Source organism: Oceaniglobus ichthyenteri, from assembly GCF_003057885.1.
Lineage (GTDB): Bacteria > Pseudomonadota > Alphaproteobacteria > Rhodobacterales > Rhodobacteraceae > Oceaniglobus > Oceaniglobus ichthyenteri.
This window is the reverse complement of record NZ_QAGK01000007.1, coordinates 119390-133623: the sequence shown is the minus strand read 5'-3', so window position 1 is coordinate 133623 and position 14234 is coordinate 119390. Positions and strand designations below refer to the sequence as shown.

Here is a 14234-nt window from a genome sequence, read left to right as displayed (position 1 = left end):
CGGGCGATTACGTTTCGGCCACCAGAAAATTTGCGACACAAGCCAGCATTTGATCCCGGCGCACGGGTTTGGCGAGAAAATCATCCATTCCCGCCTCCATTGCCATCGCGCGATCTTTATCAGATGCGTTGCCGGTGACGGCGATGATCGGGCGGCGCGGCAGGCCGACTTTATCCTCAAATGCGCGAATGGCACGGCTTGCTTCAAACCCGTTCATGCCGGGCATCGCGACATCCATCAATATGACATCGACGTTCACACATTTTGCCGCCTCGAATGCCTCGGTGCCAGATGCGGCAATCGTTACCTGCGCGCCTGCTTTTTCCAACATTTTTCGCAAGACCATCTGATTGGTACGGTTGTCTTCGGCCACCAAAACCCGCAGCCCCGCCAATCCGACAGGCGGCGCATGAGCCATGTCGACTGTTTTGATGCCCTTCGCGCAACATTTCAGCGGCAGCGTTAGACGAAAACAACTGCCCACCCCGACCTGTGATGTGACATGCATTGCCCCACCCATCATTTCGATCAATCGCTGCGTGATTGCGAGGCCCAGTCCCGTGCCTTCGAACTGTCGCTGAAGCCCGGATTGCACTTGGCGAAATGGCTCATAAAGTGTGGCAAGTTCGGGCTCGGGAATGCCGATTCCGGTATCGCGCACTGTCAAAACAATCGGCCCCGGCCCGCTGATTTCCAAGGTCACCGTGCCCAGATCGGTAAATTTCACCGCATTTCCCAATAGATTCAACAGAACCTGACGCAGGCGCAGGGGATCGCCACAGACGGTTTCGGGCACGTCAGCGCCAATCGACAGATCAAGCTTCAGCGCCTTTGCCTGCGCCAACGGCCGCACCAAAGCCAGAACATCGCGCGCCAAGTCTGCCAAAAATACCGGCTCGGACGCCAGCGCGCCATGCCCGGCCTCGATTTTCGAGAAATCCAATATGTCATTGATCAGCCCGGTCAGCGCCGCCGCCGAGCTTTGGATCGTCGACACCAGCTCTTTTTGTTCAGCATTCAGCGGGGTTTCGGCCAACACATCCGTCAATCCGACAATGCCATTCAAAGGCGTGCGAAACTCATGGCTCATCGTCGCCAGAAAATTTGATTTCGCGGCACTGGCTGCCCCGGCCTGTTCCAATGCGCGCCCCAAGGCGGCGCTGCGGGCCTCCAGTTCGGTCACATCCGTGTGCACCATGACGCGCCCACCCGAGGGGCGCGTGGACGCCCGGCAATACAGGCTGCGCCCTGAGCGTTTGAGCCGGATCATCGCCGTGCCTTTGCCGCGCAACTGCCTGATGATCTGGGCCATTTCATCTGCCACAGAGTCCATATCGCCGCGCGCCGCCATGATCGACAACAGGTCTGACTGGGGCATCCCACACCGGATCTGATCAGGTGTCAGATCGAACTGATCCAGGAACGCCTGGTTGGTGAATTCGATACGATCCTGCCCATCATCCGTCGTCTGATCCGAGGTCACCAAAAGGCCCTCACCCATCGCTTCGATGATTTCGGTCAACAGATGGTTGGTTGATTCCAACTCTTTGTTCCGAACCGACAGTTCCTTTTCCAACTGATCCGCACGCGATTTCAACGAATACACCAAACTGGCGGTTTCCTCGGCCTGCTGGATCGTACGGCTCAGTTCAAATGTTATGCCCTCATATCCGGCGAATCGGCCCGCCCCGTCCAGAATCGGTATTGCACTGTCCATCAGGACGCATCGGGTGCCATTCAGCGCAATGCGTTCATAGCACAGATTGCTAAAGCTTTTTTCAGATAGCAGCGTGTCGAAATAGTGGGCCAGCCCGCCTTCGGTCTCGGCAGTGCCGAAATTGACATCCATCACCTGAACACCAATCAGATCGGCGGGATTCAGCCCCATCACCCAGGATATTGCATCGCTTACTTTTGTAATGCGCCAATCGCGATCCATCTGCCAGGTGAACAAGGGCAGCGTATCTATAAGGGCCTGCATCCTGAGATGAGGCGGAAGGCGCGCAAAATCATTGGCATCTGGCAAGGGTGGATGAGCGTTTATCATAGCCTCACAGGATCGTCGTGGCAGCGCCCAGCCTAGTACGTCTTTGGTTAACAAAGCGTGTAGCGCAAAACGAATTGAAGCCTGACCGATCACAGACGCCACCCGCCCCCGATATTGCCATCACATCCCCGTTTTTCGGGCCGGTCAGGCAGCCCTGAAACCCCTGCCATCCATTGGCGATACAGGGCATTCGCGATCAGGGCCTCATCCCGTGCCGATGTGATCTTCACTCTGGCCTGTCTTGATCAAAACATGTTTAAGTGAACCGCGCTAAAGACAGTGCAAAGGCCATTTTTCATTTTACACAAGGAAGTTGCGCGTATGTCCGCCCTCAAGATCAAAAAAGGAACGTCCCGCCATTCAGCTTATGATTTGCGTGACCCCAACTCTGATGTGATCGAAAGCCATACATTGGCCGTGGTGGTGGACAATGAAGCCGGCGTGCTGGCCCGGGTGATCGGCCTGTTTTCGGGGCGCGGATACAATATCGACAGCCTGACAGTGGCCGAAATCGATCACACCGGCCGTCGCTCACGCATTACCATCGTGACCCGCGGCACCCCTTCTGTCATCGAACAGATCAAGGCCCAGTTGGGCCGGATCGTACCGGTTTACGAAGTCCACGATCTGACGGTCGAAGGCCCCACAGTTGAACGCGAACTGGGCCTGTTCAAGGTCGGAGGAAGCGGCAATGAACGTGTCGAGGCATTGCGCCTGGCCGATATTTTTCGGGCTAATGTTGTTGATTCGACGTTGAACAGTTTCGTCTTTGAAATCACCGGAACCCCGGAGAAAATTGATGCCTTCGCCGAATTGATGCGCCCCTTGGGATTGATCGAAGTGGCGCGCACGGGCATCGCGGCGCTGGGCCGTGGCACTGTCGACAACGCATGAAAAAAGCCGCCAGCAAAGCTGGCGGCCTGATTTGACACTGATCTGAACTTAGTATTCGTTCAGCATGGTCCGGGCGTCTGGCGCGTTCAATTCATTGGCGCTCAGGCGGCCGTCATCGTTGGTGTCGATATCATTGAACGTTGCTTCGGGCACTTTCGGAAAGGCAACGGCAAGTTCGTCATAGGTGACAAAGTTGTCGTTGTTTGTGTCCATCGATGCGATGTCCATCGTGGTTGCGGCAGCGGCTTCGCCTTGGATCAGCGACCATGCACCGGGTGCATTCAGCTCATCCGCGCTCAGGCGATTGTCGCTGTTTGTGTCGATCTCATCGAAATCGGACTGTGCGAACATCGGCACCATCGCGTTCAACTCTTCATAGCTTACAAATCCGTCACCATCTGTGTCTGCCTTCAACTGCATTTCCGCAGAGCTTGCGCGGGCCATGATATCTTGGGCTTCGGTGGTGTAAAACTCTTCGCTGCTGATGCGGTTGTCACCGTTGGTATCGATTTCATCAAAGAATGTGGCGTCAAAATTCGGCAAGGCCACCATCAACTCTTCTTTGGAAACAAAGCGGTCACCGTCGGTGTCGAGATCCGCGATTTCCATTGCGGCAAATGCGGCGGTGGTTGAAATGGCGGTTACGGTAGCGGCAATCATCAAACGTTTCATATTGTACTCCTAAATCGTCATTGTGACACTTCATTGTGCCTTCCCAAACACAATGCGCCGATCTGTCCGATCGTTCCCAACAAACGAACGCGCTGCAGTCACATAGTTTTGTTTGATAATCCGGGAACTTATCGCCGGGTTGTGATTCAAAAATACGTTGTAGGGTTGTAGAGGCCATTCCACCGCACCTTGGCCAAGTCGTCCCCACGCCCCATGAAAAAGGGGCGCCACACGGACGCCCCAAGGGTAAAATCATCAGCGTTTTGGTGAACCGCCGGTCAGTTTCGCACCGGCGGCGCACCTTGTTTTCAGCTACACCCGCTTGTGCCGCCGCAGGTGTTACACTTCATGCAGGTGCCGTTGCGCACCAGGGTATAGTTGCCGCATTCGCCGCAGGCCTCGCCCTCATACCCCTGCATCTTGGCCTTGGTGCGTGAATCGAGCACGGGCGCCTTGGCGGTTGTCGGTGTTTTGATTTCCGGCGCCAGGGTGTCGAGGGTTGCGACAGGATCGGACAATTGCCCGCCTTGCAACACCCGCAATTCCGACGGCACGCGGTTGCGCATGAACCCGGTTGAGGCGACTTGGCGCAAAACATCCAAGGGCGATGTGCCGTTTGATCCGGGCACGTTTTCGAAATTTCGCACGCCCTCTTGCGATCCGCGCCCAATATCATCGAACGACGCCCCGGTGGGTTGGACATGGGCCAGATCGGTCCGGTCCAGATACGACACTGCCAATTCGCGGAAGATATAATCAAGGATCGAGGTGGCGTTCTTGATGCTGTCGTTGCCCTGTACAATGCCGGCTGGTTCGAATTTGGTAAAGGTAAAGGCATCGACGAACTCTTCCAGCGGCACGCCGTATTGCAGGCCAACCGACACCGCGATGGCAAAATTGTTCATCATCGCGCGGAAACCGGCCCCCTCTTTATGCATGTCGATAAAGATTTCGCCCAAGGTGCCATCGCGGTATTCACCGGTGCGCAAATACACCTTGTGACCACCAATCAGCGCCTTTTGGGTATATCCCCGGCGGCGTTCGGGCATTTTATCGCGCCCTTTGGCCACTTCCTTGATGATCACCTTTTCCACGATCTTTTCGGCCAGCACGATGGCCTTTTCGCGGTCAGAACCGGTTGCCAGAACCTCTTGCGCCTCATCGTCGTCCTCAACAAGGGCCGCGGCCAGGGGTTGTGACAATTTCGATCCATCGCGATACAGCGCATTGGCCTTCACCGCCAGGGACCACGACAATTCATAGGCCTTCAGGCAATCTTCGATTGTGGCATCGTTGGGCATGTTGATGGTTTTGGAAATCGCGCCGCTGATGAACGACTGTGCCGCCGCCATCATATAGATATGGCTGTCGACCGACAAAAACCGTTTGCCGGTTTTGCCGCAAGGGTTGGCGCAATCGAAGATGTGATAGTGCTCTTTTTTCAGGTGCGGCGCGCCTTCCAGGGTCATGGTGCCACACACATGGTCATTGGCGGCATCGATATCCTGCTTGGTAAAGCCCAGGTGGCGCAGCAAATCAAAGGTTGGATCGATCAGTTTGTCCGCCGGAATACCCAGGGTTTCGCGACAGAAGGATTCGCCCAGCGTCCACTGGTTGAACACAAACCGAATGTCAAAGGCGCTTGGCAGGGCGGCTTCGATCTTTTCGATCTCTTTGGGGCCAAAGCCATGGCCGATCAGCGTGGTCTTGTTGATTCCAGCGGCATTGCCAATGCTGCCATGGCCCACGGCATACGCGATGATTTCTTCAATCTCGGCGCTGCGATAGCCCAGATTCTCCAATGCTGCGGGCACCGAACGGTTGATGATCTTGAAATATCCGCCGCCTGCCAGCTTCTTGAATTTGACCAAGGCGAAGTCAGGCTCGATCCCGGTGGTGTCGCAATCCATGACAAGGCCGATGGTGCCCGTGGGCGCAATGACCGACACCTGCGCGTTGCGGTAACCGTTCTTTTCGCCCAAGGCCAATGCCTTGTCCCAGGCGCCCTTGGCGATGTCCGCCAACCGGTCATCGGGGCAATTGGCATGGTCCAGCGGCACAGGTTTTGTGGCCAGTTTTTCATATCCGTCCGACAGGCCATGGGCCGCAGTGCGGTGATTGCGGATCACGCGCAACATGTGTTCTGCGTTTTTCCCATAGCCCGGAAATGCGCCCAACTCGCCGGCGATTTCGGCGCTGGTGGCATAGGACACACCGGTCATGATCGCGGTCAGGGCACCGCACAGGGCGCGGCCCTCTTTGCTGTCGTATCCATGCCCCATGTTCATCAACAGCCCGCCGATATTGGCATAGCCCAGGCCAAGCGTGCGGAAATCGTAAGAGCGTTGGGCGATTTCCTTTGATGGGAACTGCGCCATGGTCACGGAAATTTCCAGGGTCAGCGTCCACAGACGGGTGGCGTGCATGTACTCTTCGACCTGAAATTTCCCGTTTTTCAGGAAGGTCAACAGGTTCATCGACGCCAGGTTACAGGCGGTATCGTCAAGAAACATGTATTCGCTGCACGGGTTCGATCCACGGATCGCGCCGTCTTCGGGGCAGGTGTGCCAATCATTGACCGTATCGTGAAACTGAATCCCCGGATCGGCACAGGCCCAGGCGGCATGGCCCACCTGATCCCACAAATCGCGGGCTTTGATGGTGCGGGCCACCTGCCCGTCTTTGCGGTTGATCAAATCCCAATCGCTGTCATTCTTGACCGCCTCAAGATAGGCGTCGGTCACGCGGATCGAATTGTTTGAATTCTGGCCCGAAACCGATGAATAGGCCTCGGAATCCCAATCTGTATCGTACGTGGGAAATTCGATGCTGGTATGGCCCTGCTTGGCATAATCCAGAACCCGTTTGATATACGTTTCCGGAATCGCAACCTTTTTGGCGTCTTTCACGGCGGCCTTCAGGGCCTCGTTGACCTTGGGATCATAGGCATCAATGGCCTTGCCATCCCACGCCTTGATTGCGGCGAACAGCGCGTTCAATTTCTGTTCGTGCATCTTGGAACCGGCCACGATCGACGCAACCTTTTGTTCTTCGATCACTTTCCAGTTGATGAAATCTTCCACATCCGGGTGGTCGGCATCGACGATCACCATTTTCGCCGCACGGCGCGTGGTGCCGCCCGATTTGATTGCGCCCGCCGCACGATCACCGATTTTCAGAAACCCCATGAGCCCGCTGGATTTACCGCCGCCCGACAGGTTTTCGCCCTCACCGCGCAGCGAGCTGAAGTTGGTGCCGGTGCCCGAGCCGTATTTGAACAGACGCGCCTCGCGCACCCACAAATCCATGATCCCGCCATCGTTGACCAGATCATCGGCCACCGATTGGATGAAACAGGCGTGGGGCTGGGGGTGCTCATAGCTGGATTTCGATTTGGTCAGCTTGGCGGTTTTGAAATCGACATAGTAATGCCCCTGCGCCGGGCCATCGATGCCATAGGCCCAATGCAACCCGGTGTTAAACCACTGCGGGCTGTTTGGGGCGGCCTTTTGCGTGGCCAGCATGAACCGCATTTCATCAAAATAGGCTTGGGCGTCGGCTTCGCTGCTGAAATAGCCGCCTTTCCAACCCCAATAGGCCCAGGCGCCGGCCAAACGGTCAAATACCTGTTTCGATGAGGTTTCGCCGCCGAAACGATCGGCCTCGGGCAATTTGGCCAAGGCATCGGTGTCGGGAACCGAGCGCCATAAAAATTCCGGCACATCCTTTTCGCGCACTTTTTTCAGAACCGCAGGCACACCGGCCTTGCGGAAATATTTCTGGGCAATGACATCGCTGGCGACCTGGCTCCAGGTGCCGGGCACTTCCACCTGATCGTTGTGAAAAACGATGGTGCCGTTTGGATTGCGAATCTCGCTTGTCACCGTGGTGAATTCAAGCTTTGCATACGGGTCTGAACCGGCGCGGGTGAACGTGCGTTCGATTTTCATATCTGCCCTTTATCCTCAAGATATCGGTCGCCCCTGTCGTTGCAGAAGGCCCCTGGCGGTGGTCGTTCATGGGGGGCGGTCGCGCAAAACGTCTCCGACAGGGGCCATTCTGGCCCCTGGGAAGCACCGGAAACCCGGCGTACCTTGGATATGTCGCTTTGCTCAACCTGCACCATATCTGGTGTTGTCCCCGGCGGCATGTACAAGCTGACGTATTTCGCCATCGGACTCAACCGATAATTTTGCGCTTTGACGGCTTGACCGTTGCCCGAAATTCTGTCGCCGCAGGGGGGCGTTAGATTCCTCCCGAAACTATCCACAGGCTGTGCCACAGCCCTTTGCGGGATTTCCCTTTTAGTCGAGCAGGTTTAGCGGGGTTACGCACATGGCGACGGCAACAGGGATGTGGAGATCATCCGCGCCAGACCCAAGACAACTATTTTTCACAACCCTAGGGGTGCGCAAGCGCGCGGCGCAGTTTCGCCCAAACCGCGGCGAAAACCGCACAATCCGCCGAATCGCATAGGGCGATCAGCGGTTCGTTAAATATAAATGATGGTGGTAAATGGTCGGGGCGATAGGATTCGAACCTACGACCCTCTGTTCCCAAAACAGATGCGCTACCAGGCTGCGCTACGCCCCGACATGGCCCTCATAGCGGGCTGAAACGCGGGCGTAAAGCACTAAGGTGGCGAACAGGGCCACGCCGCGCGATTTTGTGCAACCGAAGGGTGGCGCAGGGTGCTGCCCACGGTGATGCCAAAGACGCGGGACAGCCCGCCGTTGATTTCCAGCACCAATTTAACCGACGTTCCACCAGGGATCGGGGTTTCATCCAAAGGAACCGCGTTTTCATGAATACGGGTGACGGTACCGGTTTCATCCATGAAGATCATATCAAGCGGAATCAGCGTGTTGCGCATCCAGAATGACGCAGCCTGAGGCCGTTCATAAACAAATAACATGCCCCGGCTTTTGGCCATTTGCGGCCGGTTCATCAGCCCGACCGCCCGCTCACTGGCATCATCGGCCAATTCAACGGTGAACCGGGCCTGGCCCCAATCGCCGCGCAAATCCGCCACCGTCGGGGTGCAAGCCGCGCTGACGATCCCCGGAAGGGCCGCGACGAAAAGAACCGCTAGTCCGAATTTTCCGATGCTGATTCCCATGATGTCACCTCTGTTGCCAGTTTGCCGCGCTTGCCATCTGCCACGCGCAGGCCCACCGCTTCGCCCGGTTGCAAATCGGCCAAACCCGAGCGGCGCAATACCTCGACATGGATGAATACGTCGTCCGAATTGCCGAAAACATTGGCAAAGCCAAACCCTTTGCCCCGGTCAAACCATTTGACACGCGCGGGCGCAAGCGGGCCACCGATCAATTCGGTGTCAAATGGCATGTCCTCTGGCAAGCGGTCTGAGGATTGGGAAAGATCCGGTGCGACAATGGACAGTATTTCAACAGCCTGCGCACCGCGGGTGGTGATTTGAACGGTCAGTCGAATCGCCGCCCCATCCAGAACCGAACTCTGGCCAAAATTGCGCAACACATTTGCATGCAACAAGATATCGGTGCTGACCGCCGCAGACACGACAAATCCAAACCCCTTGCCGGGATCGAACCATTTGACGTGGCCTTCCACGGCTATCTGTTCACCGTCGTTTTGCACTTCAGGTCTCGCGTTTGCGACCGGTTCGGCCAATTCACATACCGCCACGCGGGGCAGACTTTCCCGCAAAAACAAGACGCGGCCACACCTTACAAAACTATACCAGACCAAAGTGACCCGGGAAACCAACACAGATCAAGGATAAAGGCGGGTTCTTTGCCACTCCTGATCCAGCGCCGAACGTAGCCAGCGTTCGCGATCATGCAAGCGGAATGCGCCATCGGCCCAAAATTCAACCTCAAGTGGTTTGATCCGAAAGCCGCCCCAGAATGGCGGGCGGGGCGGGGTTGTGCCAAACCGCACACCTGCGGCTGCCACTTCGGCCATCAGCGCGGCACGGTTTTTCAACGGTCTGGATTGTTTCGAGGCCCAGGCGCCCAAACGGCTGTCCAACGCGCGGCTGTTGTAATAGGCGTCGGCGATTGGGCCGTCTTCCTTTTCGACCAGCCCGCGCACCCGCACCTGACGGGCGATTGATTTCCAATGCAGCACGAACGCCGCCTTGCCCGATGCGATCAGTTCCTGACCCTTTTTGCCCTCGTAATTGGTATAAAAAACAAAGGCGTCGTCTTCGATCTCTTTCAACAGCACAACCCGGACGTTGGGCATGCCGTCGGAATCCACCGTTGCCAGGGATATGGCATTTGGATCGGCAAGTTCTTTTGGCGCGGCTTCAGCCATCCAATCGCGCGTCAGGGCAAAGGGATCGTCTTGGCCAAAAATACTGCTCATCGGGTGCTCTCCTGTCGGTCGTGCCGCTTGCTGGTAGGGTAACAATGACCTAAACCAACGGTCAATGTAAGGTCGGCTAAGGGGCAAATTCGATGACAAGTGAATTGATGAAGGGAAAGCGCGGCCTGATCATGGGGTTGGCCAATGATAAATCCATCGCCTGGGGCATTGCCAAGGCGCTGGGCGAGGCGGGCGCCGATATGTGCTTTTCCTATCAAGGGGATGCGTTGAAAAAACGTGTCGGCCCCTTGGCCGAATCCGTAGGTAGCGATTTTCTGGTGCCCTGCGACGTGGGCGATGCGGCATCACTGGATGCGCTGTTTGCAGAAATCAAACAACGCTGGGGTGGATTGGATTTTGTCGTTCACGCCATCGGTTTTTCCGACAAGAACGAATTGCGCGGCCGGTATGTTGACACCAGCCGCGAAAACTTTCGCATGTCGATGGATATTTCGGTCTATTCCTTCACCGCCGTGATGCAACGCGCCGAAAAACTGATGGGCCCGGGCGCCAGTGCGCTCACCCTCACCTATTACGGCGCTGAAAAAGTCATGCCGCATTATAACGTCATGGGCGTCGCCAAGGCCGCGCTTGAGGCATCGGTGAAATACCTGGCCGAGGATCTGGGAAAAGACGGAATTCGCGTCAATGCGATTTCCGCCGGGCCAATCAAAACCCTGGCCGCCAGCGGCATCGGCGATTTCCGCTATATCATGAAGTGGAACGAGTATAATTCGCCGCTGCGCCGCAATGTCACCCAAGAAGAGGTCGGCAAAGCCGCGCTTTACCTGTTGTCTGACCTTGGGTCCGGCACGACCGGCGAAAACCTGCATGTTGATGCAGGCTATCACGTGGTGGGTATGAAAGCGGTTGACGCGCCCGACATGACCAAAGGCTAACGCCAAGCGCGACAGTACTGTGTGAACCGCTTTTTCAACGCGGTTCACACGGTTTAACGCTGTGGCTCGTCGGCAATCGGCACCCGAATGCGCCGTGTCAGGGTTGATGCGAATATCGCACCCCCTGTCGCCACCCCAACAAAGGCCGCCAGTAAAACGCTGTCTAATCCTGAACCGATCATGGCACATCCCTTTTCGCTGTTTGATACACATATAGTGTCGAAAGGGTTAATCTTCCATGTCTGCGGCCAATTCATTGTCTTTGCCGCCCTATTGGCCGACACGCATATTCACCGCCCAGGTCATCGCATACGCCCTTTCCCAATCGGCCATCGCCCGTTACAACCCCATCATTCAGCAGCGTAAGGGCCCCCCATGAGCACCAAAGACGAAAGCCGCCTGCCCCATGAAAAAGGCTTCCACATTTCGTGGGATCAGATCCACCGCGACAGTCGCGCCCTTGCCTGGCGCATTGATGGGCATGGCCCCGATGACGGCGCATGGCGGGCAGTGGTGGCAATTACCCGTGGCGGCATGGCCCCGGCAATGATCGTGGCGCGCGAATTGGACATCCGCACCGTCGATACGATCAGCGTGAAATCATATGATCATCAGTTGCAATCCGAAGCCCGCGTTTTGAAATCGCCGGATCACGAAATGATGGGCGATGGCACCGGCATTCTGATCGTTGACGATCTGGTGGATTCGGGCCGCACCCTGGAATTGGTTCGCGCCCTGTATCCCAAGGCGCATTTTGCAACGGTCTATGCCAAACCCAAAGGCCGCCCCATGGTCGATACGTTCATCACCGAAGTCAGCCAGGACACCTGGATTTTCTTCCCATGGGACATGGCCCTGCAATACGTTGAACCCTACCGCGGCACATGATCGCCCTCGGGTCGGCTGACCACGCCGCCCCCGATTGCCGCCGCCACGCCGGTGGTTGACGGGCCGGATGTGGGCAGCCCCCGCGCCACGCGCACCGCCAGATGGCCAAACGCCTGAGCCTCTAACATATCACCGTTCAGGCCAACCGTTTCCACCGGATCAACGGCGCAATCCACGGCACCCGCGATCATCTGCATCATCACCGGATTGTGCCGCCCGCCGCCGGTCACCAACAAACGCGCCGGGTTTTGGGGCAAATGCTCCATCGCGGCGGCAACACTGACCGCGGCACAGGCGGTCAGTGTTGCCGCCCCGTCGGCATCGCTCAGCCCGCGAACCGCCTCGGCAAGCCAGGCGAAATCGTCGCGGTCAAGTGATTTGGGCGGCATCCGGGCGAAATACCCCTGCCCCAACAGCCGCGACAGGATATCCTCATCCGGGGCTCCCTGGGCCGCGAGCGTGCCGCCCTCGTCAAACGCCACGCCTCGCCGGCGGGACAGGAAATCGTTCAATGGTGCGTTGGCCGGTCCGGTATCAAAGGCAAGGCATGCGCCGGGCGTTTCGGGCTTTTCAAACGCCGGATCAACCCAGGTAATATTGCCCACACCGCCCAGGTTCAAAAACGCCACGGGGGCGGTGGCACCAAACCATTTCGCACAGGCAAAGTGAAAGAATGGCGCCAGCGGCGCGCCCTCGCCGCCCATCTCTACATCGGCACTGCGAAAATCCCACACGACGGGCACGCCAAGATGGCAGGCCAAAGCCGCACCATCACCCACCTGGCGCGTGCCGCGCCCGCGCGGGTCATGGGCCAGGGTCTGACCGTGAAATCCGATCAGTTCGGCACCGCAAAACCGCGCCAGAACCTCGGCATGGGCCGTTTCAATAATTTCGGTGGCCTCTGCCGCGCCCTCCCATGTGCCCAATGCGGCCTGCAAAACGGCGCGTTCCTCGGCTGTGTACGCGCGGTAAGCCGTTTCGCCAAATTCGAATATCTCATGCCCATCGCTAAGTACCATCGCGGCATCAACCCCATCGAGTGATGTGCCCGACATCGCCCCAAGCGCCCAGATCGGCCCTTTGCCCTTCATGGCTTTCCCTTTTTGACTGGCGCGGATATACCCACGCCTAACCGCCAAGATGGACGAACCTGCCATGACCTACCACCCAAAATCCGACTTCCTGAATGTTATGTCCACGCGCGGCTTTCTGGCCGATTGCACCGACTTCCAATCGCTGGATGACGCGTTGCTGAAACCCGGTGTGCCGGCCTATATCGGCTATGATGCAACGGCGAAATCGCTGCATGTGGGGCATTTGTTGAACATCATGATGCTGCGCTGGCTGCAGAAAACCGGGCACAAGCCGATCACGCTGATGGGCGGTGGCACCACCAAAGTGGGCGATCCCAGCTTTCGCGCCGACGAACGCCCCCTGCTTGGGCCAGAGCAAATTCAGGAAAATATCGACGGGATGCAACAGGTATTCGCGAAATACCTGACCTATGGCGACGGCGCGACCGATGCGCTGATGCTGAACAATGCCGAATGGCTGGACGGGTTGAATTACCTAGATTTTCTGCGCGACATCGGGCGGCATTTTTCGGTTAACCGGATGCTGGCCTTTGAATCGGTGAAATCCCGGCTCGACCGCGAACAATCGCTGTCTTTCCTTGAATTCAACTACATGATCCTGCAGGCCTATGATTTTCTTGAACTGAACCGGCGCTATGACTGCGTATTGCAGATGGGTGGCTCGGATCAGTGGGGCAATATCGTCAACGGGATCGACCTGACCCGCCGCGTGCTTGACCATCAGATCTTTGGCCTGACCTCGCCCCTTCTGACCACCAGCGACGGGCGCAAGATGGGCAAATCCCAAGGCGGCGCAATCTGGCTGAACGCCGATATGCTGTCCCCGTATGAGTTCTGGCAATTCTGGCGCAACACCACCGACGCCGATGTGGGCCGCTTTGCCAAACTGTTTACCGAACTGCCAGTCGATGAATGCGATCGTCTGGGCGCGCTGGAAGGGTCGGAAATCAACGCCGCCAAGATCATTCTGGCCAACGAAGTCACAACTCTGTGCCACGGCGCCGACGCTGCAAAAGCCGCCGAAGCAACGGCGCGCGAAGTGTTTGAAAAGGGCGGCGTGGGCGATGATCTGCCCACCCTTGCGCTGACGCGGGCCGACATCAGCGATGGCATTTCAATCGTTCAGGTCATCGTGCGCGCGGGTCTTGCCAAAACCGGCAAAGAGGCGAAACGCCTGATCGCAGAAAACGGCGCACGGATTGACGATGCGCCGCTTACCGATGCGGGCCTGATGCTGGATGCCAAGGCCTTGGAAAACCCGATAAAACTCAGCGCCGGAAAAAAACGCCACGCCCTTGTCACTCTGGCGTCCTGATTTTTCTTGCCTCAAATATCCTGGGGGGAGGCGCAGCCGGGGGGCAACGCCCCCCGCCCCGGCCCCAACGAAAG

General features: G+C 57.3%; 13 protein-coding genes and 1 tRNA gene. 4 read left to right on the top strand and 10 right to left on the bottom strand.

Annotation, left to right across the window (positions count from 1 at the left end):
- Nucleotides 1-7: 7 nt before the first annotated feature.
- A complete protein-coding gene (locus C8265_RS12260) occupies nucleotides 8-1981 on the bottom strand; it encodes an ATP-binding protein (RefSeq protein ID WP_164512324.1) in 1974 nt (657 codons plus the stop codon).
- A 155-nt stretch (nucleotides 1982-2136) separates the two neighbouring features.
- Nucleotides 2137-2277 carry a hypothetical protein gene (locus C8265_RS19505; RefSeq protein ID WP_164512323.1) on the bottom strand — a complete coding sequence of 47 codons (141 nt, stop codon included), beginning with the start codon at nucleotides 2275-2277 and terminating at the stop codon, nucleotides 2137-2139.
- A gap of 91 nt (nucleotides 2278-2368) precedes the next feature.
- Here C8265_RS19505 and ilvN point away from each other — a divergent pair, with 91 nt between their 5' ends.
- On the top strand, nucleotides 2369-2941 hold the full coding sequence (gene ilvN / locus C8265_RS12255; RefSeq protein ID WP_108484298.1) for an acetolactate synthase small subunit: 573 nt from the start codon (nucleotides 2369-2371) through the stop codon (nucleotides 2939-2941).
- A 48-nt stretch (nucleotides 2942-2989) separates the two neighbouring features.
- On the opposite strand, the gene C8265_RS12250 is transcribed toward ilvN, so the two are convergent.
- The 6 genes from C8265_RS12250 to pdxH form a co-directional block, all read right to left on the bottom strand.
- Complete coding sequence (locus C8265_RS12250) at nucleotides 2990-3613, bottom strand: EF-hand domain-containing protein (RefSeq protein WP_108484297.1); 624 nt, start codon at nucleotides 3611-3613, stop codon at nucleotides 2990-2992.
- A 308-nt stretch (nucleotides 3614-3921) separates the two neighbouring features.
- Entirely contained in the window at nucleotides 3922-7563 is a 3642-nt protein-coding gene (locus C8265_RS12245) for a vitamin B12-dependent ribonucleotide reductase (RefSeq protein ID WP_108484296.1), read from the bottom strand.
- A 566-nt stretch (nucleotides 7564-8129) separates the two neighbouring features.
- A tRNA-Pro gene (locus C8265_RS12235) sits at nucleotides 8130-8206 on the bottom strand.
- A 40-nt stretch (nucleotides 8207-8246) separates the two neighbouring features.
- Nucleotides 8247-8732 (bottom strand): DUF192 domain-containing protein, encoded by a 486-nt coding sequence (locus C8265_RS12230; protein ID WP_108484294.1) that lies wholly within the window; start codon nucleotides 8730-8732, stop codon nucleotides 8247-8249.
- Nucleotides 8702-9232, bottom strand: a complete 531-nt coding sequence (locus tag C8265_RS12225; protein WP_240611067.1) for a cold-shock protein — start codon at nucleotides 9230-9232, stop codon at nucleotides 8702-8704. Before C8265_RS12225 ends, C8265_RS12230 begins: the two co-directional genes overlap by 31 nt.
- 135 nt (nucleotides 9233-9367) lie before the next feature.
- On the bottom strand, nucleotides 9368-9964 hold the full coding sequence (pdxH, locus tag C8265_RS12220; protein WP_108484293.1) for a pyridoxamine 5'-phosphate oxidase: 597 nt from the start codon (nucleotides 9962-9964) through the stop codon (nucleotides 9368-9370).
- Between the two features lie 92 nt (nucleotides 9965-10056).
- Here pdxH and fabI point away from each other — a divergent pair, with 92 nt between their 5' ends.
- Entirely contained in the window at nucleotides 10057-10863 is an 807-nt protein-coding gene (fabI, locus tag C8265_RS12215; RefSeq protein WP_108484292.1) for an enoyl-ACP reductase FabI, read from the top strand.
- 53 nt (nucleotides 10864-10916) lie between these two features.
- Here fabI and C8265_RS19915 read toward each other — a convergent pair whose 3' ends face one another.
- On the bottom strand, nucleotides 10917-11045 hold the full coding sequence (locus C8265_RS19915) for a hypothetical protein (RefSeq protein WP_276308502.1): 129 nt from the start codon (nucleotides 11043-11045) through the stop codon (nucleotides 10917-10919).
- 193 nt (nucleotides 11046-11238) lie between these two features.
- On the opposite strand from C8265_RS19915, the gene gpt reads away from it, so the two are divergent.
- Nucleotides 11239-11751: a xanthine phosphoribosyltransferase gene (gpt, locus tag C8265_RS12210; RefSeq protein ID WP_108484291.1), complete on the top strand. Its 513-nt coding sequence runs from the start codon at nucleotides 11239-11241 to the stop codon at nucleotides 11749-11751.
- Here the strand turns inward: gpt and C8265_RS12205 are convergent.
- Nucleotides 11736-12842: an anhydro-N-acetylmuramic acid kinase gene (locus tag C8265_RS12205; protein ID WP_108484290.1), complete on the bottom strand. Its 1107-nt coding sequence runs from the start codon at nucleotides 12840-12842 to the stop codon at nucleotides 11736-11738. The genes gpt and C8265_RS12205 overlap by 16 nt on opposite strands.
- A gap of 64 nt (nucleotides 12843-12906) precedes the next feature.
- Between C8265_RS12205 and tyrS the strand changes: the two genes are divergently transcribed.
- Nucleotides 12907-14160: a tyrosine--tRNA ligase gene (tyrS, locus tag C8265_RS12200; protein WP_108484365.1), complete on the top strand. Its 1254-nt coding sequence runs from the start codon at nucleotides 12907-12909 to the stop codon at nucleotides 14158-14160.
- Nucleotides 14161-14234 lie beyond the last annotated feature (74 nt).

Bases quoted from the DNA above. Each gene is read 5' to 3' on its own strand.
- C8265_RS12260 (WP_164512324.1), bottom strand. From the start codon at position 1,981: ATGCAGGCCCTTATAGATACGCTGCCCTTGTTCACCTGGCAGATGGAT.
- ilvN (WP_108484298.1), top strand. From the start codon at position 2,369: ATGTCCGCCCTCAAGATCAAAAAAGGAACGTCCCGCCATTCAGCTTAT.
- C8265_RS12250 (WP_108484297.1), bottom strand. From the start codon at position 3,613: ATGAAACGTTTGATGATTGCCGCTACCGTAACCGCCATTTCAACCACC.
- C8265_RS12245 (WP_108484296.1), bottom strand. From the start codon at position 7,563: ATGAAAATCGAACGCACGTTCACCCGCGCCGGTTCAGACCCGTATGCA.
- C8265_RS12230 (WP_108484294.1), bottom strand. From the start codon at position 8,732: ATGGGAATCAGCATCGGAAAATTCGGACTAGCGGTTCTTTTCGTCGCG.
- pdxH (WP_108484293.1), bottom strand. From the start codon at position 9,964: ATGAGCAGTATTTTTGGCCAAGACGATCCCTTTGCCCTGACGCGCGAT.
- fabI (WP_108484292.1), top strand. From the start codon at position 10,057: ATGACAAGTGAATTGATGAAGGGAAAGCGCGGCCTGATCATGGGGTTG.
- C8265_RS19915 (WP_276308502.1), bottom strand. From the start codon at position 11,045: ATGATCGGTTCAGGATTAGACAGCGTTTTACTGGCGGCCTTTGTTGGG.
- gpt (WP_108484291.1), top strand. From the start codon at position 11,239: ATGAGCACCAAAGACGAAAGCCGCCTGCCCCATGAAAAAGGCTTCCAC.
- C8265_RS12205 (WP_108484290.1), bottom strand. From the start codon at position 12,842: ATGAAGGGCAAAGGGCCGATCTGGGCGCTTGGGGCGATGTCGGGCACA.
- tyrS (WP_108484365.1), top strand. From the start codon at position 12,907: ATGACCTACCACCCAAAATCCGACTTCCTGAATGTTATGTCCACGCGC.